This is a genomic window from Streptomyces sp. NBC_01241, assembly GCF_041435435.1.
In the GTDB taxonomy this organism is placed as follows: domain Bacteria; phylum Actinomycetota; class Actinomycetes; order Streptomycetales; family Streptomycetaceae; genus Streptomyces.
On the sequence record NZ_CP108494.1, the window covers coordinates 3,114,493 to 3,138,920 of the forward strand.

Genomic DNA, 24,428 nt, shown 5'->3' on the forward strand with positions numbered 1-24,428 from the left:
GCGGCCGATCGGTTCGGTCGCCGGAGGGCCCACGATGCGCGGGCCCTCCGGCGGCCTCCCTTCCATGCCACCGGGACCGGCTCGCCGGGAGCGGTGACGTAGCGGGGGCGGCTTCCAGGTCGGGGTGGCCCGCATCGTGGCGTCGGCAGGAGCTGCGTGGATCCCCGGTCCGGCGGCTGAGGCTCGTGTGCCGTCGGCCATCAGCGGTCACTTGCCGGGCGTCTCCTGGTGACGGGCGCGGGGCGGGGCGATGTCGAGGACGGCCATCATGCCCATGTCCTCGTGGTTGAGGATGTGGCAGTGCAGCACCGTCCTGCCGGTGAAATGCGTGAAGTGGACGCGGAGAACGATGGCACCGCGCCTGGGCACGTTCACCGTGTCGTACACGCTGTGGGAGGGATCCTCGGCCTTCCCGTTGGTGCTCATCAACTGGAAGTGGTCGGTGTGCAGGTGGAAGCTGTGGTCCTCGTCGCTGTCGTTGCGGACGGTCCACTCCTCGACGGTGCCGAGGGTGGAGGTGAAGTCGGTCCGTTTCGGGTCGAACGTCCGGCCGTTGATGTAGAAGACCGTGCCCGCCGTGTTCTCCGTGTAGACCATCGTCTTGCGGGCCGCGATCTTCGCGTTGCTCAGGTCCTCCTGCGGGGCGAAACGGCTCGGGATCGCCGCCCGGGGCATGGGCGTGCCGCCGGTGACGACGGTCGCGAGGTCGACCTGGGGGAACTGGTTTCCCGCCGGGCCCGTGTTGTACGGCAGCGTCTCCAGTCGAGCCGTGCCGGGAGCGCCGCCCTGGACCAGAACGTCGAAGCGTGAGGCGGCGGGGATGAGCAGGGTGTCCTTGGCGTAGGTCCTGCGTACTGGAGCACCGTCCTGGGCGATCACATGGAAGCGAGTGCCCGGCAGGTGCAGCTTGTAGTAGATGTTCGCGCCGATGTTGGCCAGACGCCACAGCTGGGTCTCCCCCGGCCGGATGTGGATCACCGGGTTCTGCTGGCCGTTGACCGTGCGGTTGGTGGACGCCCCGATACTCAAGGGGTGGGTCTTGATCGCGTCGCCCTCGACCTGGTCGTCCTTGAGCGCGATGGTGTGCTCGGTGATGCGGCGCAGCGACGGTGGCAGGTACCGCTTCAGGCCCTCGACGACGATGATGCCCGACTCCCCACCGGCGACCTGGGCGGCGGACAGCATGTCGGCGTGTGAGTGGTACCAGAAGGTGCCGGTGGGGTGATCCCGCGGGAGCTGGTAGGCGTAGTGGTACGAGTGCCCGTACTTGATGGAGATGAAGATGTCGTCGGCGGGGGCGCGTGGCGAGACCATGAGTCCGTGCGTGTGCAGGTTGGTGTACTTGTCGGTCTTGTTGACCATGGTCAGGTCGATGCGGTCGCCCGGCCGCACGCGCAAGGTGGGCGGCATGTAGGCACCGTTGTACGTCGTCGCGTACAACTGGCGGTCGCCGACCTGGACCTTGCGCCGCTCCACGACGATGGTCGTCTTGAGCAGGCCACCGCGGCTGACGACCTCCGGCGGGTCCTTGAGCAGAGGGCCGACGCCTCCTTGGGCGGAGCCGGCCGTCGCCGCGAGACCGTACGGGGTGTGGGAGTACTCCGTCGGTGTGTGCCCCGCGCCGCCCGACAGTCCGGCAACGGCGAGCACCGTGACCGTCAGGGGCAGCGGGAAACGGGTGTTGGACCGGGTCACGTCTCTCCCAAGGGGTCCGTGCGGCCGGGCGGGTGACTGCCCAGCCGGGAGCGAATGTCACACTATTGGCGGATCGTATGAATGGCGGGGGTGTCGATGCGCCCAGCCGCACCTGGACGGTGCCGCCGTTCACTCGAATTGCCCTGGCGGCGATCGCCCGTCGGGGATGGGGATTCTCCTGCCTCGTGGGGAGGTTGGAGGGATGGACGGCCTTCACGGTGCCGGTGATACAGGTGATCACACGGTCAACAAGGTGACTGCGCCTCAGCGCCGTATTGCACCCGCGGCGGGGGCCGGTTCCGGTGACGGGCCCGGTGGGGTCGGCATGGAACGGGAGCTCTCCTGCACGGCGACCGGTGTGTCGCTGCCTGCCAGGGTGATGACGAGGAAGCGTCGGCTGGGCTCGGACTTCCCTGGCCCGGGCGGCGTCAGCACCTCGCGGAGCAGCCCGACCGACTGACTGACCTGTGCACCCGCGGCGTTGGCGGTGAACATGGTGAGCGCCTGCTTGTGACCGAAGGGCGCAGTGCGGTGCTCCGTGAGCCAGAGTGTGTACGTCTTACCGGGCGCCAGTCCCGTCGCCGCGGCCTGGAGCAGGTCGAGGGCGCCGAGCGCGTTGACCGAGACGGTGGCATGCGCGCGCCCGCCCTCACCCTTGGGCGCGGAGAGCGTGAGGTGGCCGGCCTGGCCCGCGGTCCCGAGGGGTTGCAGGTTCGCCGTGCCCTTGCCGTACGGGACGGCGTTCGGTACGTACAGCAACTGTTGTGGTTGCTGGCCCACTGGGATCGTGGCGATCACCTTGTTCTTGACGGTGTCGACGGCCGCGACGGCGTCCTGGTTCTCCAGGCCGACGTAGACCCGCGTGCCGTCGCCGGAGCCCCAGATGCCGTGCGGCAGGTCGCCGGTGGGAATGGTGGCCACCAGGGCCGGGGTCCGGCCGCGCCGGTAGACCTTGACCACGTTCTCGCCGCCCACGGTCACGTAGGCGAATCGGCCGGCACGGTTGTCGACGAGTGTGGCGTGGTTGGATATCGGCCCGCTGTCGATGGTCGCGAGGATACGGAAGGGCGGACGGGCACTCATCACCTGGGTCTTGCCACTGTCCTTGAGCGTGAACCACACCTCAGTGCCGTCCCGGCTCACCGCCAGGTTGGGTGAGAACGGACTGGCCTGCGGCACCCGGGCCACGACCCGGTAAGTCCTGGTGTCCACGACGTCCAGCTCCGGGGTGAAGCTGGAGGGCACGAAGGCGTACCTGCCGTCCGGCCGGAACAGAACCATGCCCGGCCCGTTGGCCGTGGTGACGCGGCGCTTCTCCCGTATTCGCACGGGATCGATCACCGACACATAGCTCTCGCCTCGGACGGTGGCCCACAGTTCCTTGCCGTCGGGCGTGAAGAACGCCTCGTGCGGGGAACGGCCGACGTACACGACGCCCTTGACCTTGTTGGTCGCCGTGTCGATGAGGGTCACCGAGTTGGAGCCGATGGAGACGGCGGCCAGCGTCCGGTGGTCCGGGGAGAAGCCCCCACCGTGGACGAGCAGTTGATTGCGGTACAACGGGCTGAGCGATCCGGGCACCGGATCACCTAGGCGAATCACCCCCAGAAGCCGGTTGGCGGCAGGGTCGATCACCGAGACAGTGTTGGAGGTCTGATCGGAGGTGTAGACACGATCCCGGCCCGATATGGGGATCACCCCCGGTGGCTCACCCGGGTCGGCTTCCGGCGCGGGCCTTTCCCTCCCCCCTCGCGTCACTGCCTGAGACGCGTCCCGGTGAGCCACGGGCGTTGCCGCCAGGCGGCTCCTCATCACACCGATCTCCTGCTGCTGGGTGACGATGATCTCCTCGGCCAGCCTGCGCAGGACGGGATCCTTGCCGTGCTCCAGAACCGCCTTGGCCATGGCGATGGCCCCTTGGTGGTGAGGGACCATCATGGCCGCGAAGTCACGGTCGGTGTCACCGGTCATGGGAGCGTCCGCCATGGCCTTCGCCATGGTCTCCATGCTCGCGTCCATCTCTGCGGCGAAGGGGCTGTGCGAGCTGCTCGCGTGAGCCATGTGCGCAGGTGGTGAGTCGGGCGCCTGTCCGGCCTGGCAGGCGATGAGGCCCCACACCATGACTCCCGCTATACCGGTGATACGGAGCCGACGATATGCGCTGTATGCCACAATTTTCTCCCTGCCTTCCGCGCCTGCGTACGGAGCGGCGTCCTGACATCCCCGGACTGAGGGCTGAAACGCCAGTCTTTTCGGTCGCCGAAGGGTTGTCGCCTTCAGGCGCGCAGGCAGGTGACCCGCGGGGCCGCACATGCGAGCCCGCCTCCGATCGGGCTGCACGGACTGCCGGCGCACCAGGCACCAGCCCGCGTCGCTGACCCGGCGCCCCCCCCGGTGATCTCGAATGTCCGCCCGAGCGGATCAGGCGCAGTGGCGGCAGAGAAAGGCCTACGTAGGCTGAGCGGCGTTCCGGCAGCACCGAGCCCACAGCGATGTCTGCGGAGCGGTCCTATACGCCGAGGTCCTTGCGGAAGACCGTGGAGCTGTGCCGGACCGTCATGCCGACTCGTAGATAGAGGTCGAGCGCGCCGGTGTCCGAGTGGGTCCACAGGGTGCAGGAGCAAAGGCCCGTGCGATGGAAGGCGCGGAACGTGTGGCGCAGCAGGAGCCGGGCGATGCCGCGGCCGCGGTGGTCGCGGCGTACGGCGACCTGTTCGAGGTAGCCCTCGTTCGTGCCCGGCACGTCCAGCGCCAGGGCCGCGCCCACCAGCTGATCACCGGCGAAGGCCAGGGCGGACCGCTGAGGGGCGAACGTGGGCCGCTCCACGGTGTGGGCGGCCCACTCCTCGTACGTCTGCCGCCGTTCCTGCCACTCGTCGAACGCGTCCTGGACCAGTACGTGCGTGGCGGGCCCGTCGCCGGTGCGGAAGGGTCGCACCGTGATGCCCGCCGGGGGTTCGGGCACCGCGGGCTCGGCCGGCATGGCGAACTCCAGCAGCCAGGCCGTCACCAGCGGCTCGTACCCGTGCGCGCGCAGCAGCGCCACGGCGCCCGTGTCCGCGTCCGGCACGGTCTGCACGACGCGGGCGGTGCCGGCCTGCCGGGCCCGCGCCAGCGTCCAGGCAAGGAGCGCGGCGCCCAGGCCCCGGCCCCGGTGCTCCGGATGCACGTCCACCTCGGAGCGCCGGTCCACCCAGGCGCGGGCGACGAGGCGACCGGCCGGGTCGAGAACGAGGACGGTGTCCGACTCCGGCACCAGGCCCGGCCGCGCGAGATCCGCGGCGACAGCCCCGGCATCGCTCCGACCCCGCCCGTACACCTCCCGCTCGCAGGACGTGACCAGCGCGTGAATCGCCGGGACGTCGTCGGTGGTCGTGGGCCGCGAACGGTAGCCGGGCGGCAGGGACGGGACGAGGGAAGGCACCGGCGGAGGGTAGCCGTGCGCCGGATTTCCTCACAAGAGGGCGAACGTCGCCCGATACGGCACCAGCGACAGTTGAATAGGCGAGCCCACCAGTACCGGGACCCCAGTCCGCCGCCCCGCCCCGGAGGCTCAGAGGTTGCCGCGCCTCTCCTGCTCGCGCTCGATCGCCTCGAACAGGGCCTTGAAGTTGCCCTTGCCGAAGCCCATCGAGCCGTGGCGTTCGATCATCTCGAAGAAGACGGTCGGGCGGTCCTGGACCGGCTTGGTGAAGATCTGGAGCAGGTAGCCGTCCTCGTCGCGGTCGACGAGGATCTTGAGCTCGCGCAGGGTCTCCACGGGGACCCGGGTCTCGCCCGCCCACTCGCCGAGGGTGTCGTAGTACGAGTCGGGGGTGTCCAGGAACTGGACGCCGGCCGCCCGCATCGCGCGTACCGAGGCGACGATGTCGTTCGTGGCGAGCGCGATGTGCTGGACGCCCGCGCCGCCGTAGAACTCCAGGTACTCGTCGATCTGGGACTTCTTCTTGGCGACGGCCGGTTCGTTGATCGGGAACTTGACCTTGAGCGTGCCGTCGGCGACGACCTTGGACATCAGCGCGGAGTACTCGGTGGCGATGTCGTCGCCCACGAACTCCTTCATGTTGGTGAAGCCCATGACGGAGTTGTAGAAGGCGACCCACTCGTTCATCCGGCCGAGTTCCACATTGCCGACGCAGTGGTCGATGGCCTGGAAGAAACGCTTGGCCGGCGGCTCGACGATCGGGGCCGCGGCGACGAATCCGGGGAGGTACGGGCCGTCGTAGCCGGTGCGCTCGACGAGGGTGTGGCGGGTCTTGCCGTACGTGGCGATGGCGGCGAGGACGACCGTGCCGTGCTCGTCCTTGACCTCGTGCGGCTCGGCGAGGCCGAGGGCGCCGTGCTCGACCGCGTACGCGTAGGCCGCGCGGGCGTCCGGGACCTCGATGGCCAGGTCGACGACGCCGTCGCCGTGCTCGGCCACGTGGTCGGCGAGGAAGCGGCCGTGGTCGGTGGACGCCTTGATGACGGAGGTGAGGACGAACCGGGCCGAGCCGTTGGTCAGGACGTAACTCGCCGTCTCACGGCTGCCGTTCTCCGGTCCGGAGTAGGCGACCAGCTTCATGCCGAAGGCCGTCGAGTAGTAGTGCGCGGCCTGCTTGGCGTTGCCGACGGCGAAGACGACCGCGTCCATTCCCTTCACCGGGAAGGGGTCGGCCTGCCGGGCAGTGTCGGGGGTGGTGTGCAGAGTCTCAGTCATGTCCGAAGGCTCTCGCCGCTTCGCAAGGTGCGCAACAGTTCGCGAATCCGCTGGGCAATCTGCACAGTGGATGGGCATGATGGCCGGGCTATCTGTACATGATGACCATCACAATGACCCCCCGGAGGCGCACCATGGCGATCGACCATCTGGACGGCCGGCTCATCGTACTGCTGGCGCGCGAACCCCGCATCGGCGTCCTGGAGGCCTCGCGCCGGCTCGGCGTGGCGCGGGGGACGGTGCAGGCGCGCCTCGACCGTCTTCAGTCGAATGGAGTCATCCGCGGATTCGGCCCGACCGTCGATCCGGCGGCGCTCGGCTACCCGGTCACGGCGTTCGCCACGCTGGAGATCAAGCAGGGTCAAGGGGCGGACGTACGGGCGCACTTGGCCGGTGTTCCGGAGGTGCTGGAGCTGCACACCACCACCGGGCACGGCGACATGCTCTGCCGGCTCGTGGCGCGTTCCAACGCCGATCTCCAGCGGGTGATCGACCGGGTTGTCGGTTTTGATGGCATCGTCCGGGCCTCCACGGCCATCGTCATGGAGAACCCGGTCCCGCTGCGCGTCATCCCGCTCGTCGAGCAGGCCGCGGAGGACGACGACTGAGCCGAGGAGTGGCGTGTGAGCTTCTGGGAGTATCTGGGCAACCGGCACCAACAGCTGCTCACCGACGCGTTCCAGCACATCAGCGCGGTGTTCCAGTGCATGGTCATCGCCACCGTGCTGGGCATCCTGATCGGGGTCGTCACCTATCGCAGCGGGTGGGCGGGGGCGCTGGCGATCACGTCGACGGCGACGATCCTCACCATTCCGTCCCTCGCCGCGATCGGTCTGCTCATCCCGCTGGTCGGGCTGGGGGTCCCGCCGACGGTGGTCACTCTGACGCTGTACGGGCTGCTGCCGATCGTCCGCAACTCCATCGTGGGGCTGCGCGGGGTCGATCCGGCGCTCGTCGACGCGGCGAAGGGCATCGGGATGTCGCGGCCCGCCCGGCTGTTCCGGGTGGAGCTGCCGATCGCCTGGCCGCCGATCCTCACCGGCATCCGGGTCTCCACCCAGATGCTGATGGGCATCGCCGCCATCGCCGCGTACGCGTCGGGCCCGGGCCTGGGCAATGAGATCTTCCGCGGCATCGCCTCGCTGGGCAGCGCCAACGCGATCAATCAGGTGCTCGCGGGCACGCTCGGCATCGTCATCCTCGCCCTGCTGTTCGACGCCGCGTACGTCCTGCTCGGACGGCTCACCATTCCCAGGGGGATTCGTGCCTGAGAGCGCCGACGCCGGGACGACGGGGTCCGGGCCCGCCGGGAGCACCGCCTACCGTGCCGGGACGACACACACCACCTCCGGCGCCACCATCCATCTGGACAATCTGACCAAGCGCTACCCGGGCAATCCGAACCCGGCGGTGGACAACGTCACGCTGGACATCAAGGCGGGCGAGACCGTGATCTTCGTCGGCCCGTCCGGCTGCGGGAAGTCCACCACCCTGAAGATGATCAACAGGCTGATCGAGCCGACGTCCGGGCGGATCAGGATCAACGACGAGGACGTCACCGACATCGACCCGGTGAGGCTGCGCCGCAAGATCGGTTACGCGATCCAGTCGTCCGGGCTCTTCCCGCACATGACGGTCGCGGAGAACATCGCCCTGGTACCGAAGATGGTGGGCTGGTCGAAGTCGAAGGTGAAGGACCGGGTCGAGGAGATGCTCGATCTCGTCGGCCTCGATCCCCGGGAGTTCCACGGCCGCTACCCGCGTGCGCTCTCCGGCGGACAGCAGCAGCGGGTGGGCGTGGCAAGGGCCCTGGCGGCCGACCCGCCGGTGCTGCTGATGGACGAGCCGTTCGGCGCGGTCGACCCGATCACCCGCGACCATCTCCAGGACGAGCTGATCCGGCTCCAGCACGAGCTGCACAAGACGATCGTCTTCGTCACCCACGACTTCGACGAGGCGATCAAGCTGGGTGACCGGATCGCCGTACTGCGGGAGCGTTCGCACATCGCACAGTTCGACACCCCGGAGGCGATCCTCACCAACCCGACGGACGACTTCGTCTCGGGTTTCGTCGGTGCCGGGGCGGCGCTGAAACGGCTCAACCTCACCCGCGTACGGGATGTGGAGATCGCCCAGTTCCCGACGGTGACGGTCGACGACCCGCTCCAGTCGATCTTCAACACGCTGCGCAGCAGTCTGCACAACGAGCTCCTGATGCTGGACCGCAGGAACCGCCCGTACAAGTGGCTGCGGCGCGGCGATCTGATGCGGGCCCGGGGTTCGCTGGCGCGGGCCGGGCAGCTGGTCCATGACACGGTGACGCGCGACGCGACGCTGCACGACGCGCTGGAGGCGGTGCTGATCGACAGCGGGGGGCGGGTCGCGGTGACCGGGCGGCGCGGCGAGTTCATCGGGGTCGTCGACATGCACACCCTGATGAATTCCGTCCATGAGCTGCTGGAGGCCGACCGGCTCACCGCCATCGAGCACCAGCACGACCTGGAGGAACTCCGCTCCCACCAGACCGAACAGGAGCTGGAGGGTGGTGCGGAAGCATGAATCCCAACTCCCCGCTCGATTCCGGTTCGGCGCGTACGGCGCGCTCACCCCGCCGGGCGCCCGCGTCCGACAAGGACCGTCCGCCCGGCGAGCACGACGTCAAGGGCCACGCCTTCCGCGACGAGGAGCAGGAACCCCCGCCGCCACCGGAACGGCAGCGGCGCCGGATCACCTGGCAGAAGCTGGTGCTGCTGCCGGCCGCGCTCGTGGTCGTCCTGGTCATCACCTATCTGTGGATCACCAACATCCCCCTCGACTCGATCGCGAGGAATTCACTCACCGGCGGCAATGTGCAGTTGCGCTGGTGGCAGCATGTGAGGCTGACCGCGATCTCGACGTTCTGGGTGCTGATCATCGCCATCCCGCTGGGGATCGCGATGACCCGGCGCAGGCTGCGCGGGGGCGCCCCGCTGGTCACGGCGCTCGCCAACATCGGGCAGGCGACCCCGGCGATCGGTCTGCTGGCGCTGCTGGTGATCTGGCTGGGCATCGGCCCGTCGACGGCGATCATCGGCATGGTGATCTACGCGGTGCTGCCGGTGTTCTCCAACACGGTGGCCGGTCTGAAGGCGATCGCACCGGACCTGGTGGAGGCCTCGCGCGGCATCGGTATGTCGGCGATGGGGACGCTCGCGAAGGTCGAACTGCCGCTCGCCGTCCCGCTGATCCTGGCCGGTGTACGGACGGCGCTGGTGCTCAATGTCGGCACCGCGACCCTGGCCACCTTCGTCGGCGGCGGCGGCCTCGGGGACCTGATCACCTCGGGCATCCAGACCCAGCGGATGCCGGTGCTGGTGCTCGGTTCCGTACTGACGGTGGTGCTGGCGCTGCTGGTGGACTGGCTGGCGTCGCTGGTCGAGGTGGCGCTGACCCCGCGCGGGCTGGAGGTGGGGTGAGATGGGCGCCGGGACGAGGCGAAGTGCGACGGCCCGGTGGAGGGTGCGTGCCGGGCTCGTCGGAATGGTGGCGCTGACGCTGACGCTCGCCGGGTGCGGGCTGAAGAGCGGCTCACCGATGGTGGACGACGTGGTGCCGGGCTCCGTCGGCCGGGGAAGGCCGCTGGACGGTGCCTCGTTGACCGTCGCCTCCAAGAACTTCAGCGAGAACATCGTCCTGGGCCAGATGATCGGCCTGGTCTTCAAGGCGGCCGGGGCGGAGGTCCTGGACCGGACGAACCTGCCCGGTTCGATCAGTGCGCGCGAGGCGATCGTCAACGGCAGCGCGGACGCGATGTACGAGTACACGGGCACCGGCTGGATCACCTACCTGGGGCACGCGAAGCCGATCGCCGACCCGTTGAAGCAATGGGAGGCGGTCCGGGACGAGGACCGGAAGAACGGGGTGACGTGGCTGCCGCAGTCCACCCTCAACAACACCTACGCGCTCGCCATCAGCCGGAAGAACAACGCGAAATACCACCTGATGACGCTCTCCGACGTCGCCGCGCTGTCGAAGAAGAACCCGTCGGCGGTGACGATCTGCGTGGAGAACGAGTTCGCCTCGCGCGACGACGGACTGCTGGGCATGGAGAAGGCGTACGGGATGTCCCTCCCGGCCGCCAACATCAAGAAGATGGACGCCGGGATCATCTACACCCAGGTCTCGAAGTCGAACTCCTGCCTGCTGGGCGAGGTGTACACCACGGACGGCCGGATCAAGGCCATGGACCTGGAAGTGCTCGTGGACGACAAGCACTTCTTCCCCAACTACAATGCGGCGCCCGTCATCCACACCAAGACCTTCGAGAAGTACCCGCAGATCGCGGGTCTGCTCGACCCGCTCAGCAAGAAGCTGACGACGGAGGTCGCGCGGGAACTCAACGCGAAGGTGGACGTCGAAGGGCAGGACCCGCACGAGGTGGCGAAGGACTGGCTGATCCGGGAGGGGTTCATCGAGAACAAGAAGGGGTGAGAGGTAAGGGGATAAGGGCCGTCGGCGCGGGCTCCCCCGAGTTACAAAGAAGTCGATGCAAAGAAGAGGTTGCAAAGCTATCTTTGCAAGTCTACCGTTGAGGCATGGCAGCGACAGAAGCCGCCGGCCGCGACAACGCCGCCGACGATCCGAAGACCCTCAACATCGATGCCCGCACTCTGCGCGGGCTCGCCCATCCCCTGCGTCTCCGACTGCTCAGCGCACTCCGGGAGTTCGGCCCCGCCACCGCCTCCGGACTCGCCGACCGGCTCGGCGAGTCCAGCGGCGCCACGAGCTATCACCTGCGCCAGCTGGCCACGTACGGCTTCGTAGAGGACGACCCGACGCTCGGCAAGGGGCGCGAGCGGTGGTGGCGGGCGGCGCACTCCGACAGCTCCTTCGACACCAGGTTCATGCGGGACGCCGACCCCGAGGTCCGCGGCGCCATGAACGTCGTACTCCACGAGATCGCCACGACCCATGCCCAGGAGCTCAACACCTGGCTCGGCACGATGCACGAGTGGCCCGAGGAGTGGACCCAGAACTGGGACCTCAGCGACTTCAAGATCCGGCTCACCCCTGAGCTCACCAGCGAACTGGCCTACAAGATCCACGACCTGGTCAACAGCTATCGCGGACGTGTCCCCGAGGGCACCGAGGGCTCGGCCATGGTCCGTACGCACACACACCTCTTCCCCCGCCCCAACGCCTGAACCGACCGAAGGGACCCCTCGCCATGAACGCCGAGACGCACCTGCAGCTACACGCCGCCCGCTCCACCGAACTGCACCACCAGGCCGACGAGTCCCGCCTGGCGCCGCGCGCCCCGCGCAAGGACCTGCGGACCCAATTGGGCTGGACCATGGTCGAGTTGGGCCTGCACCTGATACCGAACCGGCCCACGCTGTCGGCTCACTCGCCTCGTACGGCCTAGAGCCATGGACGGGGGGAAGAACACACACGACAGCGCGCACGACAACACAGACACCGACACACCCGTCGACGCGCCCGCCGAGAGCCGTGACCGCAGGCCGCTCACTTCCGTTCTGGCGGCCAACTCAATCTCGACCATGGGGAGTTCACTCACCCTGATCGGCGTCCCGTGGTTCGTTCTGGAGACCACGGGCAGCGCGGGCCGGGCCGGTGTCGTCGCCTTCTGCGCGACGCTGCCGATCGTCGTCTCCGCACTGATCGGCGGCCCCGTCATCGACCGGATCGGCCGGCGCCGGGTCTCCGTCGCCTCCGACCTGGTGTGCGGCATCGCGGTCGCCGCCATCCCGCTGCTGCACTACGCGGACGCCCTCGCCTTCTGGATGCTGTGCGCGCTGATGGCGGTCAGCGGGCTCCTGCACACCCCCGGCAACACGGCCCGCTACGTCCTCGTACCGGATCTCGCCGAGTACGCCGGCACCACCCTCGCCCGCGCCGCCAGCCTCTTCGACGCCGTCTCACGCGGCGCCCGAATGGTCGGGGCGGCGCTGGCCGGCGTACTGATCGCCCTGGTCGGCGCCGAGACCGTCCTGCTCCTGGACGCCGCGACGTTCCTGACGTCCGCGCTGCTGATCGCCCTCGGGATACGGGGGCTGCGCGCGGCGGAGCCCCGCAAGGCCGCGGCGCCGGTCTCGCTGCGGGCGTACCGCAGCGAACTGCGCGAGGGATACGCCTACTTGCTGAGCAACCGGCTGCTGCTCGCGGTCGTGGTGATGGTCCTCTTCATGAACGGCACCGATCAGGGCTGGAACGCCGTCCTGCTGCCGGTGCACGCCTCCGCCGAGCTGGGCGGGGCCAGGGACATCGGGCTGCTCACCGCGCTGTTCGGCGCGGGCGGGCTGACCGGAGCGCTGCTGTACGGGGCGTTCGGGCACCGCTACTCGCGGCGGGCCGTGTTCACGGTGTGCGTGGTGCTGTGCGGCGCGCCCCGGTACGCGGTCGCGGCGCTGACCGGGACGACGCCGCCGCTCGCCGTGACCATGGCGTTGAGCGGGCTCGCGGGCGGGGTGCTGAACCCGGTCCTGACGACGGTGATCTACGGAAGCGTGCCCGATGAACTGCGCAGCCGGGTCTCCGGGGTCCTCACGGCGGGCGGCGAACTGGCCATGCCGGTGGGCGGTCTCGCGGCGGGCCTGCTGGTGGAGAGCGCGGGCGCGCGGGGTGCGCTGCTGGCGATGGGCGGGGTGTACCTGCTGGCGACGCTGAGCCCGCTGGTGTTCCCGGCGTGGCGCACGATGGACGGGGTGGGGGCGGGGACCGGGGACGAGGCCGGGATCGGGGACGGGGACGGGGACGGGGACGCGGCGGCGGAGGCTGCCGTACATTCCCCGGCAGCCCGGATCAGCAACTAGGGACCTTGCGTCCGTGCTCCAGCGCCTGGAGCGAGGACACCGCGCCCTTCAGGGTCGTGACCGGGATCAGCCGGAGCCCCTTGGGCAGCTCCGCGCCCGCCTCCCTGCACTCGGCCTTCGGGACGAGGAAGACGGTCGCACCGTCACGGCGCGCGGCCTGCGTCTTCAGTGACACCCCACCGACGGCCCCGACCTCGCCGTTCGCCTGGATCGTGCCGGTACCCGCGATGGTGCGGCCACCGGTCAGATCGCCGCCGGAGCCGTCGCCGTCGAGCTTGTCGACGATGCCGAGCGCGAAGAACAGGCCCGCGCTGGGGCCGCCCACGTCGGCGAGGTGCAGGGTGACGTCGACCGAGCCCTTGGGCTTGCCGAGGTAGTTGAGGGCCGCGTCTACGGCAAAGTTCTGCGACTTCCGCATGTCTTCGAGGTTGTGCTTCTCGATCTCCTTCTCGGAGCCGCCGGTCGGGTAGACGGACTCGCGGGGCAGGACCGCCCGGTCCGTACGGAACCAGCCGTCGATCACCTCGCCGACGCCGACATCGGCGTTCGGCCCGGTCGCGATGATCGTCGTCATCCGCAGCTCACCCTTGGTGGGGCGGGTGGGCGCGCCCTTGATGCTGATCACGGGGGTGCCGTGGTCCTTCCCGAGCACGTTCGCGGTCGTGCCGGGCTGCGCCAGTGTGAACGGCAGCGGCGCGAGGGCGGCCACGCCGAACAGGGCGAGGACGGGCAGAGCGCACAGGGCGAGGGTGCGGGGGCGCGAGTGACGAGTGAGCACCCGCCCAATCTAGCCGCCGGGGCGGGATGTGTGGGCCGGGTGGCGGGGCGTCCCGGCCCTGCCCGGACTGCCCGCGCTCCGTGAGCGGCCGGGGTCGTCCGGTCGGCCGCTTTGTCCTCAACCGCCGGACGGGCTTGATTTAGCCACCCCGCCGCAACACGCAACAGGCCGGGCACGCCCGACCCACCGTTTCGCCCCCAACCGCCGGACGGGCTTGATGTGGCCCGCCCGGCCGCAACACGCGACAGGCCGGGTAGGCCGGTCGGCCACGGCACATGCAACCGCCCGGCCCCACCGTTTGCCCTACCGCAGTGCGTCCGCGACCTCGCGGGCCGCGTCCACGACGCGGGGGCCGACGCGTTCGGGTACGGAGTCGGCGAGCATCACCACTCCGACGCTGCCCTCGACGCCCGTCACCCCGACCAGCGCGGCCGCCGCCCCGCTCGCCCCGGCCTCCAGTTCGCCGTGGGTGAGGGTGAAGGCGGTCTCACCCACCGGCTTCTGGCGGGCGGCGAGGATCGCCCGGCCCGCGGCGCCCCGGTCCAGCGGGTGGCGGAAGCCGGCCCGGTAGGCCACGTGGTAGTCGGTCCAGGTCGGCTCGACGACCGCGACGGCCAGCGCGTCGCTGCCGTCGACCAGCGTGAGGTGGGCAGTGGCCCCGATGTCCTCCGCGAGGGACCGCAGCGCGGGCAGCGCGGCTTCCCGTACGAGCGGATGGACCTGGCGGCCCAGGCGCAGCACGCCCAGGCCCACCCTGGCCCGGCCGCCCAGATCCCGGCGTATCAAGGCGTGTTGTTCCAGGGTGGCCAGCAGACGGTAGACCACGGTCCGGTTGACGCCGAGTTTGTTGGACAACTCGGTGACGGTCAGGCCGTGGTCGGTGTCGGCGAGCAGTTTGAGGACCCGTAGTCCCCGGTCGAGCGTCTGGGAGGTCTCCGCGGTCACGACGCCCTCTCCTCTGTGGTGAGCGGCGGCGGCTGGTCCCATGGAATGTACGCCGCCGGTCCCAGCGGCGACGTACGGAGAGGCCGCCGGCCTGGCCAAGGCACCGGCTGCGCTCCGCGGCGGCATTGCCACGGGGCGTTCATTTTTTGGGACAGTAGCGAGCCAGTCCGCTCAGCGGAAGACCTCGTCCAGAATCCGGGCGTCAGCGGAAGTGGAATTGTGGTGAAGAAGCATAAGCGCCGGTCAGTGGCGCGTCGGCCGACCTGAACGTCTACGCGCGTCCAGGTCGGCCGACGGCTCGGCAACACTCCGCACACCAGGCGTGAACGGCCGTTAACCCACCGTGAACGACTGCTGCACAATTTTTCCGTTCACGAGCACCTCGCAGGCCCTGATCGCCCTCGTCGCGGGGTCGCGGACGGTGAAGTTCAGGGCGAAAGTGCCGTCGAGTCCGATGACCCGGGTGACGTACGGGTCGGAGGTCTGCTTCCCGTCGGCGGTGCGGCCGGTCACCGACACCGTGGCGACGGGGGCGAAGCCCCGGCCGGTCACCTGGACCACCGTGCCGACGGGCCCCTCGGGCGGCGACAGCGCGAAGGCCGGCCCGGCGGGGGCGGTCCCGTCCTGGACGGTGAACGCCGCCGTCTCGGTGCGCGGGTTGACGAGGACCTCCCGGACCCGGATCGCGACGGTGTCGGCGGCGTTGACGGTGAAGGTCTGCGAGAAAGCCCCGTCCAGCCCGACCACCTTGGTCTTCGCCGGATCGGACGTCTGTGATCCGTCGGCCCGCAGCCCGACGATGGACACGGTGGCCACCTTCGCGAAGCCCTGGCCAAGGACGGTGACGGCGGTGCCCTTCGGGCCTGCCGACGGGGTGAGGACGACGAAGGTCGGGGCGACGGTCAGCGGGGTGAGGGCCTGCGCTCCCCCGGCGGTGACCTGGAGCGCGTACACGGCGCGCGGGGTGGATCCGGCCACGGTGACCGTACCGGCGAGCGTTCCGTCCGCGTTGATCCGGAGGGTGGAGCCGCTGATCCGGGCACTGTTGCAGGCGCTGCCGTCGGCGGCGCAGAGCGCGGCGGAGGGGGTGGTGCCGGTCGGCCAGTCGCCGCCCGAGAGGGTGATCGTCCCGCCGGGTTTGACCTTCGCCGCGCCCGCGGAGAGCGTCGCGGAGGCGTCGGTCACGGTGAACGGTGTGGTCAGTACGGTGTCCGGGTCGTTGCCCTCGTCGACCTGGATCGAGGTGATGGCCGGGTCGGAGACGGCGAAGTCGACGCTGAACGTGCCCTCGGCGGTGCTCTTCACGTAGACGGCGGTTTCGTCGAGCGTCGTGCCGCTCGCGTCCAGGCCGACGGTGTTGATCCACCGGTCCTGGAAGTAGTTGCTGCCGGTGACCTCGATGACGCTGCCCAGCGGGGCGCCGGAACGGGAGAGCGCGATGGTCCGCGGGCCGCCGGGGACGTACGCCTTGACGGTCAGGGGTGCGGTCGCCTCCTTCGTGCCGTCGCCGACCTTCACCAGGTACGAGCCGTCGGGCACCGTGCCCGCGGCAGCGAGCACCGCGTTTCCGGTCAGTTCGCCCGAGCCGCTGATCGCGAGGGTGCCGGAGACGAACTTGCCGGGGTCGCAGCCCCCGCCGTCCGCCGCGCACAGGGACGGTACGGGGGTGGCGCCGGCGGTCCACAGGCTGCCGGACAGGGTGACCGCGGTGGACGGCCGGACGGCGGTGGTCGGCGCGGTCAAAGTGGCGGGCAGGCCCGCGGTGCCCTCGGCGTCCACGGTGCCGATGGAGCCGCCGCCGCCGACCACGTCGCACGGGGTCTCGTAGGTGGAGCCGAGCACCTTCGTCCGTGTCAGATTGCGCACCGGGGTGAAGGAGATCGGTCCACTCGCGTTGGCGGGGATGATGAAGTCCCCTTCGTACGGCGGGATTTCGATGGGCTTCCCGGACGGGATGTTGAGGTTGATCTGGGGTCCGGTGACGGTGACCGTGCCGGTCGCGCCGCCCGACATGGCGAAGTCGATGCTGGGGGTGGTGGGCACATCGCTCAGGCTGAGTCCGCTGGTGGCGGGCGACGGGCCGAGGGTGACCTTGGCGTGGACCTTGCCGCCCGGGTCGACGACGGCCGGCGAGAGGTCGACGCTCATCTGCTGCGGACCGGTGGCCTGACCCTGACCGGCCGGCAGGGTGCAGTGGACGGTCGGCGTGACGGTGCCGGCGTGGGCGGCGGGGGCGAGTGCGACGGCTCCGCCGGTCCAGACGAGCACGGCTCCGGTGGTGAGGGCGACGGCCCGGCGAAACACCGCACCCGGCCTTTCCGTTCTTCTCGATCTCGGCAGTAACGACATGCGGCTCCTTGGTGATTACGGGAAATCTCCTGCTACGGGATCTCCGAATTCGACATGGGCGACGCCCGCCTGCTCCTTGCGAAACGGAGCGGGCGGGCGTCTCCGGGTACGCGCCTTTCCTTCCTTTCCCTGGCGGGCTCTCGGATCCCTGGCGGCCCTCAGAGAAGGGTGAGCGTCAGGGTGGCGCTGTAATCTCCGGGCCGGGTGGTTGTGGGTACCGTCAGTACGAGATCGGCGTCGGCGTCGAACCGGCCGCCGGTGAACGGGCGGGAGCCGTCCGGATTCATCCGGCAGAGACTCGCCGCCTCGCTCCCGAGCGAGGCGGGCGCTCCGGCCACCGGCACGCCCACGCTCCCGTTCTGCGCCGCGCACTTGGGCGTCCACCGGACGGCGCTCGCCGGGATGGTGTCCCCGCCGGCGCTGGTGAATCCGGTGAGGGTGGCGGTCAGGGACCAGCCGCTGTTGACGCCGCGGGCGTCCTCCACCTCGACCCGGTTGAGCCGGGCGCGCTGCACCCCGCTGCCGGTGCCCAGGACCGTCGTACCGAAGTCGACGGTGTCGCCGTCCTGGACCATGGACAGCGTCCCGGCCCGGACCGAGGTGTTCAGCTTCTGGTCGGCGCTGCCACCGCCCCCTCCCCCGTCCGTGGTGACGGTGAACGGGCTGGTCCGTACGGTGGCGGGGTCGTTGCCCTCGTCGGCCTGGACGGCGACGACGGCATCGGAGATCACGGTGAACTCGACGGCGAACGTGCCGTCCGAGGCGCTCTTGACGTACACCGCGCTGTCATCGAGCCCGGTGCCCGTCGCGTCGAGGCCGATGACATTGATCCAGCGGTCCGGGTTGTAGTTCTTTCCGCTGACCGTGATCACGCTGCCGACGGGTCCGCTGCTCCGCGAGAGCGAGATCTCGCGGTCGCCGGCCGCGACGGCCTTGACGGTGAGGGGAGCGGTGGCTTCCTTCGTGCCGTCGTTGACCTTCACCTCGTACGTGCCGTCCGGCACCGCCCCGGCCTCCGCGAGGGTGGCCGTGCCGTGCAGCGTTCCGTAGCTGTCGATGGTGAGGGTGTGGCTCCCGAACTTCAGCGGGTCGCAGCCGCCGCCGCCCTTCGCGCAGAGCGAGGGTACGGGGCTGCCGCCCGGCGTCCAGCCCGAACCACCCAGAGTGACAGGGGTGTTGGGGCGTACGGGGTCGGCGGGGGCAGTCAGGGTGGCGGGCTCGGAGCCGGTGCCCTCCGCCGTGACGGTGCCGATCGAGCCGCTGCCGTCGACCACGTCGCAGGGCGTCTCGAAGACCGAGCCGAGCACCTTGGTCTGCGTCAGCGTACGGACCGGGGCGAAGGAGATCTCCCCCGAGGCGTTCGCGGGGACCAGGAAGTCGCCCTCGTACGGCGGGATTTCGATGGGCGTCCCGGACGGGATGTCCATCGTGAACTCGGCGCCCCGCACGGTGACGGTGCCGGTGGCCCCGCCCGACATCGCGAGGTCGAGGCTGGGGATGGTCGGCACGTCTTCCAGCGGCAGACCACTGGTGGCGGGGGACGGACCCAGCGTGACCTTGGCGTGCACCTTGCCACCCGGAGCGACGACCGCGGGCGACAGCTCGACGGTCATCTCCTGCGGGCCGGTCGCCTCGCCCTGGCCGGCGGGCAGCGTGCAGTGGACGGTCGGGGTGACCGTACCGGCGGCCTGCGACTTCACCGCCCCGGCTGCCTGGGCGGTGGCCCCGACACAGCTCAGGCACAGTACGAAGCAGGCAGCGAGCAGACCGGTCACGCCAGGTCTTCGTCGTCGAATCACCAGACACCCCTCCATGGCCCATTGATTTGCGCACATTGAGGAGGTCGCACGCAGAGAAGTCAAGAGAGAATTGACTGATCGTCATCCGGAGACTGATCGTTATCTGAAATGCCCGAAAAGCATTTCCGCAGGTACTTTCCACGCACCTGTTGACATCTCTTGACATCTCTGAAGATCACAGTTTCACTGCACCCGACATGCCGGGCCCGGCACGCAGATCCGCAAGAAGATCGCAAACGGCGATTTCTTCGAATCCGCGGAATTCAACCGGAAGGAGTTCCTCCCGTCATGTCAATCCCTTCAGTACGGTCATCGGCCGTACGGACGGCGGCCCCGCACTCGCCGGGCCGAAGACGCCTCCCGTTGGTGCTGGCCGCAGCCTGTGCCGTGGTCGGCGCCCTCGCTCTGGCCCCGACGGCCCAGGCGGTGACCCCGGCTTACGTAACGGCCACTTACGACTGCGGAACCTGGGGCCACGGTCAGGCCAGACTGACCCCCGCCGACTCGGGCACGTCCAAGACCATCAAGATCACCTCCTCCGAGATCACCATGCCGCCCGGCACCAGTGCCGACCCGAACAGCATCACAGCGACGCTCAAGCTCACCAAGACCTCGGGCGGCGCCACCAGTCAGGTGCAGTTCTCCGGAAAGCTCAACCCCGGCATGGCCTACCCCAACCCGATCACCCTGGGGCCGCTGAAGCTCACCTCCGGCACCCTGGCCGCGGGTGACACCACGAACTCCGTGGTGCTGTCCGGTGCGCCGAGCGCCACCAACTGGTCACTGCAGATCGTGGCCTCGTCCCCGACGTCGGCCACGGTTCCGTGTGTGGCCACGACCATCCAGTCCGCACCGATCGTCTGGTAGCCGTCTCGACGTCCCGTCCGTTGTCCGTTCCCTGTCGCGTCCGGCTGCCGCACCCCTCCGCACCCGGTCCGTACGCGATCCGCACCTGACCCGCACCCCATCCGCACTGACGACGCCGGCCCGGGGCGAGGACTGTTGTCCCCGCCCCGGGCCGGCACCCGTACACCCCTGACGCGCCACCTCACGTCATGCGGGTGGCCCACTCCTGGACCTTCTGGATCCGCTGCTGGATCTGCCCGGCCGTCGCCTCCGCGCTCGGCGGCCCGCCACACACCCGGCGCAGCTCGGTGTGGATCACCCCGTGCGGCTTTCCGCTCTGATGCGTGTATGCCGACACCATCGTGTTGAGCTGCTTGCGCAGCCCCAGCAGCTGCTTGTGCGTGACCACCGGCCGCGCCTCGGCCGGCTTCTCCAGCAGGTCGGCCTCCCCGGCCGGCTTCTGGCGGCTGTGCGCGATCTGCCGGGTCTGCCGCTTCTGGAGCAGCAGCTGCACCTGGTCGGGTTCGAGCAGTCCGGGAATCCCCAGGTAGTCCTGCTCCTCCTCGCTCCCGGGGTGGGCCTGCATGCCGAATTCGGCACCGTCGTAGAGCACCCGGTCGAAGACCGCGTCGGATTCGAGGGCCTCGAAGGGCAGCTGCTCCTCGGTCTCCTCGTCCTCCAGCTTCTCGGCGTCGGAGAGGAGCTTGTCCTCCTCCGCGAACGGGTTCTCCTCGTCGCTGCCCTTCTTGGGCTTGTCGAGGACGTGGTCCCGTTCGACCTCCATCTCGTTGGCGAAGTCGAGCAGCATCGGGATGGTCGGCACGAAGACCGAGGCCGTCTCGCCGCGCCTGCGCGAACGCACGAAACGCCCGACGGCCTGCGCGAAGAAGAGCGGCGTGGAGATGGTGGTGGCGTACACGCCCACGGCGAGGCGCGGCACGTCGACGCCCTCCGACACCATGCGGACGGCGACCATCCAGCGCGATCCGTCCTCGCTGAACTTGTCGATCCTCTTCGACGCGGCCTTCTCGTCGGAGAGGACCACGGTGGCCTTCTCGCCGGTGACCTTCTTCAGGATCTTCGCGTACTCGCGCGCCGATTCCTGGTCGGTGGCGATGACGAGCCCACCCGCGTCCGGGATGCCCTTGCGGACCTCGGTCAGCCGCTTGTCGGCGGCGCTGAGCACATTGGGGATCCAGTCCCCGGTGGGCGACAGGGCGGTGCGCCAGGCCTGTCCGATGGCGTCCTTGGTCATCGGCTCGCCGAGCCGGGCCGCGATCTCGTCCCCGGCCTTGGTGCGCCAGCGCATGTTGCCGCTGTAGCTGAGGAAGATCACGGGCCGGACGACGCCGTCGGCGAGCGCGTTGCCGTAGCCATAGGTGTAGTCGGCCGAGGAGCGCCGGATGCCGTCGTTGCCCTCCTCGTACACGACGAAGGGGATCGGGTTGGTGTCGGACCGGAACGGCGTACCGGTGAGCGCGAGCCGCCGGGTGGCCGGGTCGAACGCCTCCTGGCAGGCCTCGCCCCAGGACTTCGAGTCACCGGCGTGGTGGATCTCGTCGAGGATCACGAGGGTCTTGCGCTGCTCGCACCGGTTGCGGTGCAGCATCGGCCGGACGCCGACACCCGCGTAGGTGACCGCGACGCCGTCGTACTCCTTGCTCAGCGGGCCCGCGCTGTACTCGGGGTCGAGCTTGATCCCTATCCGGGCCGCTGCCTCGGCCCACTGCTTCTTCAGATGCTCGGTCGGCGCGACGACGGTGATCTGCTGCACGACGTGGTGGTGCAGCAGCCATGACGCGAGGGTCAGCGCGAAGGTGGTCTTCCCCGCGCCGGGGGTGGCGACCGCGAGGAAGTCGCGCGGCTGCTCCTGGATGTACTTCTCCATGGCGCCCTGCTGCCAGGCTCGCAGCTTGCCGGCCGTGCCCCAGGGGGCGCGGCCGGGATAGGCGGGTGAGAGGTGGTGGGAGGCGGTAGTAGTCACGGTCTCCGGTTCGGGTCTCTCGGGTACGTGGGGCGCTGCCCGTACGGGCCGGGACGGACTCGTACGCGATACGACAACCGGGCCACCCTACCGGGGAGCCCGGCGTAAACCGTCTCGAACTACGTCGCCCCGCACGGAATTGCGATGGCTGTCACACCTCGTCGACGACCAGCGCGCGCAGCCCCTGAGAGATCGTTTTCACCTCGTCCATTTCCCCGGTGGCCACCGCGATGACCAGGCGCTCCGCTGCATCGATGTCCGGGCACAGATCTACCCCGTTCATCGCCAGGAAGGTCACGCACGACAGCCAGGCCGTGCGTTTGTTGCCATCGAAGAACGGACGGTTGATCGCCAAGGACTGCAGAAGCGCGGCGGCCTTGTCGATCAGGTCCGGGTAGGCCTCCTCACCGAACATGGCCGCGGAGGGGCGGTGTGCCGCCGATTCGAGGAGCCCGGCATCGCGTACGACGATGTGCATGTCCGCGCAGGCGTGCTCGGCGATGACGAGGATGTCCTCGGAAGTCAGGTAGACACAGTTCACTTGAGCCGCTCCATGAGCTCGCTCCACTTGGCCGCCTGCTCCTTGGCCGTCTTGCGGACGATGGCCTGCTGAGCGGTCCTGGCCAGGTAGTCGTCCACGGCCTGCAGCAGTATGGCGTGCATGCTGGTCCCCTCCTGCTCCGCGCGCTGCTTGAGGGCTTCGGTCTGATCGTCACGAAGACGCAGGTTCATGGCCATACCAAAACAGTACCACCGAGTGGGGCCAACTTGGTACCAGCTAGCGCGTCCGCACCCGCGCCGCCACCCACGCCCCCACCAGCGCCACCCCCGCCATCGGCAGGAAGACCACCGCGAACGCCCCCGGATGAGTCCCCGAGGCCCCCGCCTCCGCCGCCCCGTGCACGGCCCCCACGGCCCCGCCGCCGAGCGCGGCGAAGGCCGCCCCGCCCGCGGCCAGCAGCAGGACGTTCGACAGCCCGTCGGAGATCTGGAGCGCGGCCGAGTTCGCCCCCGCCTCCTCCGGCGCCGACAGCTTCAGCAGCAGCACGCTCGTCGACGCGATCACCATGCCCATGCCGAAGCACCCGAAGGCCCAGGCCACGGCGACGGTCCAGACCGGCACCGAGTCGATCAGCACGGACGGCGCGGCCGCGATCGCCGCGGCGACCAGCACCATGCCGCCCACCATCAGACGCTCCCGGTACGGTTCGAGGCGCGGCCGGGACTGTACGTACGAGCCGAGCGCCCAGGTCCCGCCCCCGGCCGCGAGCGAGAGCCCGGCCAGCGTGGGGCTCAGCCCGCGCTGGGTCACCAGCATCAGCGGTACGAACGACTCGGCGGCGATGAACGACCCGGCCGCGACCCCGCGCAGCAGCACCACCGAGGGCAGCCCGCGCGCCGCCCGGCCCGTGCCCGGGGGCAGCAGTCCGCGCACGGCGGGGACGAGCAGCCCGAACCCGACGACCGCCGGCAGCAGCGCGAACCAGTTCCGCTCCTGCCCGGCGTACTGGAGCAGCCCCGCCCCCAGCGAGATCCCGAGCGCGAGAAGGATGCGGCGCCGGTCGTACGGCTCGACGGGTGCCGCGGGATCGGCCGGCCCCGACGCCCGGCGCCGGATCGCGGGCAGCGCGAGCGCCAGCGGGAACACCACGAGGACGGGGATGCCGATGAAGACCCACCGCCACCCCAGGTGCTCGGTCACGCTCCCGGCGGCGAGCGGCCCGACGACGGACGGGATCACCCAGCTCGCGGCGAACGCGGCCATGATCGACGGCCGCAGGCGCTCCGGATAGGCCCGGCTGATCACCACGTACAACGCCACGATCACCAGCCCGCCGCCGAGCCCCTGGACGGCCCGCCCGGCGACGAACATCCACATGGCCCCGGCGGTCCCGGAGAGCAGCAGCCCGACCGCGAACGCGCTGATCCCGGCGGCGAGCGGCCCGAGCGGCCCCCGTCGGTCCGCCCACTGCCCGGACAGGACCATGGCGAACAGGCTGGTGGTGAAGTACGCGGAGAACGCGAACGCGTAGAGCGGAATGCCGTGCAGCTCACGGGCGGCGACCGGCATCGCGGTCCCCACGGCCGTCGCCTCGAAGGCGATCAGGAACACCACGGAGACGATGCCGACGCTGAGCGCCCGATAGGTCCGCCCGAGCACTCCGCCGGACGCGGCATCCGGAACGGGCGACGCCGCATCGGCATTGATCCCGGTGTCGGTGTCGGTGTCGGCGGCTCGTGGTTCCAGGGCACTCATGAGCCCAAGAGTAAGGGGCAAGATCTCGGTTGAGCCCTGTCGCGAGGCGGTCCGCCGCTCGTCCGTTGGTCGTAGGACCGCGGAGCCGATCGTGAACGGAACATGGCAGTCGCGTTGCGGCCCGGCCCGCGCTCTTGAGCAGCGCGGACACCCGCCCCTACGGTCGAACCACAACGAGGAACACACGGCCGTGTGCCCGAGTGGTTCAGGGGCTCGACTGCAACTCGAGTTACACCGGTTCGAATCCGGTCACGGCCTCCAGTT

At 69.8% G+C, this 24,428-nt stretch carries 21 protein-coding genes and 1 tRNA gene; 10 read left to right on the plus strand and 12 right to left on the minus strand.

Features of this window, described 5'->3' with window-relative positions; genetic code table 11:
• Window positions 1-207: 207 nt before the first annotated feature.
• The 4 genes from OG306_RS13625 to hppD form a co-directional block, all read right to left on the minus strand.
• Window positions 208-1,695, minus strand: coding sequence for a multicopper oxidase family protein (locus OG306_RS13625; RefSeq protein WP_266746447.1), 1,488 nt, complete (start codon window positions 1,693-1,695; stop codon window positions 208-210).
• A 264-nt stretch (window positions 1,696-1,959) separates the two neighbouring features.
• Window positions 1,960-3,816: a DUF305 domain-containing protein gene (locus tag OG306_RS13630; protein ID WP_406735274.1), complete on the minus strand. Its 1,857-nt coding sequence runs from the start codon at window positions 3,814-3,816 to the stop codon at window positions 1,960-1,962.
• A 388-nt stretch (window positions 3,817-4,204) separates the two neighbouring features.
• Window positions 4,205-5,119 carry a GNAT family N-acetyltransferase gene (locus OG306_RS13635; protein WP_371665345.1) on the minus strand — a complete coding sequence of 305 codons (915 nt, stop codon included), beginning with the start codon at window positions 5,117-5,119 and terminating at the stop codon, window positions 4,205-4,207.
• Window positions 5,120-5,248: 129 nt separating this feature from the next.
• Window positions 5,249-6,394, minus strand: a complete 1,146-nt coding sequence (gene hppD / locus OG306_RS13640) for a 4-hydroxyphenylpyruvate dioxygenase (RefSeq protein ID WP_266746450.1) — start codon at window positions 6,392-6,394, stop codon at window positions 5,249-5,251.
• Between the two features lie 134 nt (window positions 6,395-6,528).
• Between hppD and OG306_RS13645 the strand changes: the two genes are divergently transcribed.
• From OG306_RS13645 to OG306_RS13680, 8 genes are all read left to right on the plus strand, one after another.
• Window positions 6,529-7,002 carry an Lrp/AsnC family transcriptional regulator gene (locus OG306_RS13645; protein ID WP_266746451.1) on the plus strand — a complete coding sequence of 158 codons (474 nt, stop codon included), beginning with the start codon at window positions 6,529-6,531 and terminating at the stop codon, window positions 7,000-7,002.
• A 15-nt stretch (window positions 7,003-7,017) separates the two neighbouring features.
• On the plus strand, window positions 7,018-7,665 hold the full coding sequence (locus OG306_RS13650; protein WP_266746452.1) for an ABC transporter permease: 648 nt from the start codon (window positions 7,018-7,020) through the stop codon (window positions 7,663-7,665).
• A gap of 88 nt (window positions 7,666-7,753) precedes the next feature.
• Complete coding sequence (locus OG306_RS13655) at window positions 7,754-8,953, plus strand: ABC transporter ATP-binding protein (protein WP_266752193.1); 1,200 nt, start codon at window positions 7,754-7,756, stop codon at window positions 8,951-8,953.
• Window positions 8,950-9,849, plus strand: a complete 900-nt coding sequence (locus OG306_RS13660; protein ID WP_266746453.1) for an ABC transporter permease — start codon at window positions 8,950-8,952, stop codon at window positions 9,847-9,849. Before OG306_RS13655 ends, OG306_RS13660 begins: the two co-directional genes overlap by 4 nt.
• Window positions 9,850-9,913: 64 nt before the next feature.
• Window positions 9,914-10,864, plus strand: coding sequence for a glycine betaine ABC transporter substrate-binding protein (locus tag OG306_RS13665; protein WP_371666234.1), 951 nt, complete (start codon window positions 9,914-9,916; stop codon window positions 10,862-10,864).
• A 104-nt stretch (window positions 10,865-10,968) separates the two neighbouring features.
• Entirely contained in the window at window positions 10,969-11,577 is a 609-nt protein-coding gene (locus OG306_RS13670) for a winged helix-turn-helix domain-containing protein (protein ID WP_266746454.1), read from the plus strand.
• 23 nt (window positions 11,578-11,600) lie between these two features.
• Entirely contained in the window at window positions 11,601-11,798 is a 198-nt protein-coding gene (locus OG306_RS13675; RefSeq protein ID WP_266746455.1) for a hypothetical protein, read from the plus strand.
• 136 nt (window positions 11,799-11,934) lie between these two features.
• Entirely contained in the window at window positions 11,935-13,206 is a 1,272-nt protein-coding gene (locus OG306_RS13680) for an MFS transporter (protein WP_371666235.1), read from the plus strand.
• Here the strand turns inward: OG306_RS13680 and OG306_RS13685 are convergent.
• From OG306_RS13685 to OG306_RS13700, 4 genes are all read right to left on the minus strand, one after another.
• Entirely contained in the window at window positions 13,196-13,984 is a 789-nt protein-coding gene (locus tag OG306_RS13685; RefSeq protein WP_266746456.1) for a S16 family serine protease, read from the minus strand. The genes OG306_RS13680 and OG306_RS13685 overlap by 11 nt on opposite strands.
• 303 nt (window positions 13,985-14,287) lie before the next feature.
• Window positions 14,288-14,929 (minus strand): IclR family transcriptional regulator, encoded by a 642-nt coding sequence (locus tag OG306_RS13690; protein WP_266746457.1) that lies wholly within the window; start codon window positions 14,927-14,929, stop codon window positions 14,288-14,290.
• A 333-nt stretch (window positions 14,930-15,262) separates the two neighbouring features.
• Window positions 15,263-17,233 (minus strand): hypothetical protein, encoded by a 1,971-nt coding sequence (locus OG306_RS13695; protein ID WP_266746458.1) that lies wholly within the window; start codon window positions 17,231-17,233, stop codon window positions 15,263-15,265.
• Window positions 17,234-17,436: 203 nt separating this feature from the next.
• Window positions 17,437-19,053: a WxL domain-containing protein gene (locus OG306_RS13700; protein ID WP_266746459.1), complete on the minus strand. Its 1,617-nt coding sequence runs from the start codon at window positions 19,051-19,053 to the stop codon at window positions 17,437-17,439.
• 312 nt (window positions 19,054-19,365) lie between these two features.
• On the opposite strand from OG306_RS13700, the gene OG306_RS13705 reads away from it, so the two are divergent.
• Window positions 19,366-19,944 (plus strand): hypothetical protein, encoded by a 579-nt coding sequence (locus tag OG306_RS13705; RefSeq protein ID WP_266906513.1) that lies wholly within the window; start codon window positions 19,366-19,368, stop codon window positions 19,942-19,944.
• Window positions 19,945-20,125: 181 nt separating this feature from the next.
• Here the strand turns inward: OG306_RS13705 and OG306_RS13710 are convergent, their stop codons facing one another.
• The 4 genes from OG306_RS13710 to OG306_RS13725 form a co-directional block, all read right to left on the minus strand.
• Window positions 20,126-21,907: a DEAD/DEAH box helicase gene (locus OG306_RS13710; RefSeq protein ID WP_266746461.1), complete on the minus strand. Its 1,782-nt coding sequence runs from the start codon at window positions 21,905-21,907 to the stop codon at window positions 20,126-20,128.
• 151 nt (window positions 21,908-22,058) lie between these two features.
• A complete protein-coding gene (locus OG306_RS13715; RefSeq protein ID WP_266746462.1) occupies window positions 22,059-22,448 on the minus strand; it encodes a type II toxin-antitoxin system death-on-curing family toxin in 390 nt (129 codons plus the stop codon).
• Window positions 22,445-22,645: a ribbon-helix-helix protein, CopG family gene (locus OG306_RS13720; protein WP_026290595.1), complete on the minus strand. Its 201-nt coding sequence runs from the start codon at window positions 22,643-22,645 to the stop codon at window positions 22,445-22,447. The genes OG306_RS13715 and OG306_RS13720 overlap by 4 nt, the downstream gene beginning before the upstream one ends.
• Before the next feature lie 40 nt (window positions 22,646-22,685).
• The gene (locus OG306_RS13725; RefSeq protein WP_266746463.1) at window positions 22,686-24,164 is read right to left on the minus strand and encodes an MFS transporter; all 1,479 of its coding nucleotides are present in this window, start codon (window positions 24,162-24,164) and stop codon (window positions 22,686-22,688) included.
• 186 nt (window positions 24,165-24,350) lie between these two features.
• On the opposite strand from OG306_RS13725, the gene OG306_RS13730 reads away from it, so the two are divergent.
• A tRNA-Cys gene (locus OG306_RS13730) sits at window positions 24,351-24,425 on the plus strand.
• Window positions 24,426-24,428: the final 3 nt, after the last annotated feature.

Coding starts and splice junctions, on each gene's coding strand:
- OG306_RS13630 (WP_406735274.1), bottom strand. CDS start 3,816: ATGGTGTGGGGCCTCATCGCCTGCCAGGCCGGACAGGCGCCCGACTCA.
- hppD (WP_266746450.1), bottom strand. CDS start 6,394: ATGACTGAGACTCTGCACACCACCCCCGACACTGCCCGGCAGGCCGAC.
- OG306_RS13645 (WP_266746451.1), top strand. CDS start 6,529: ATGGCGATCGACCATCTGGACGGCCGGCTCATCGTACTGCTGGCGCGC.
- OG306_RS13660 (WP_266746453.1), top strand. CDS start 8,950: ATGAATCCCAACTCCCCGCTCGATTCCGGTTCGGCGCGTACGGCGCGC.
- OG306_RS13665 (WP_371666234.1), top strand. CDS start 9,914: ATGGTGGCGCTGACGCTGACGCTCGCCGGGTGCGGGCTGAAGAGCGGC.
- OG306_RS13670 (WP_266746454.1), top strand. CDS start 10,969: ATGGCAGCGACAGAAGCCGCCGGCCGCGACAACGCCGCCGACGATCCG.
- OG306_RS13675 (WP_266746455.1), top strand. CDS start 11,601: ATGAACGCCGAGACGCACCTGCAGCTACACGCCGCCCGCTCCACCGAA.
- OG306_RS13680 (WP_371666235.1), top strand. CDS start 11,935: ATGGGGAGTTCACTCACCCTGATCGGCGTCCCGTGGTTCGTTCTGGAG.
- OG306_RS13705 (WP_266906513.1), top strand. CDS start 19,366: ATGTCAATCCCTTCAGTACGGTCATCGGCCGTACGGACGGCGGCCCCG.
- OG306_RS13720 (WP_026290595.1), bottom strand. CDS start 22,645: ATGGCCATGAACCTGCGTCTTCGTGACGATCAGACCGAAGCCCTCAAG.
- OG306_RS13725 (WP_266746463.1), bottom strand. CDS start 24,164: ATGAGTGCCCTGGAACCACGAGCCGCCGACACCGACACCGACACCGGG.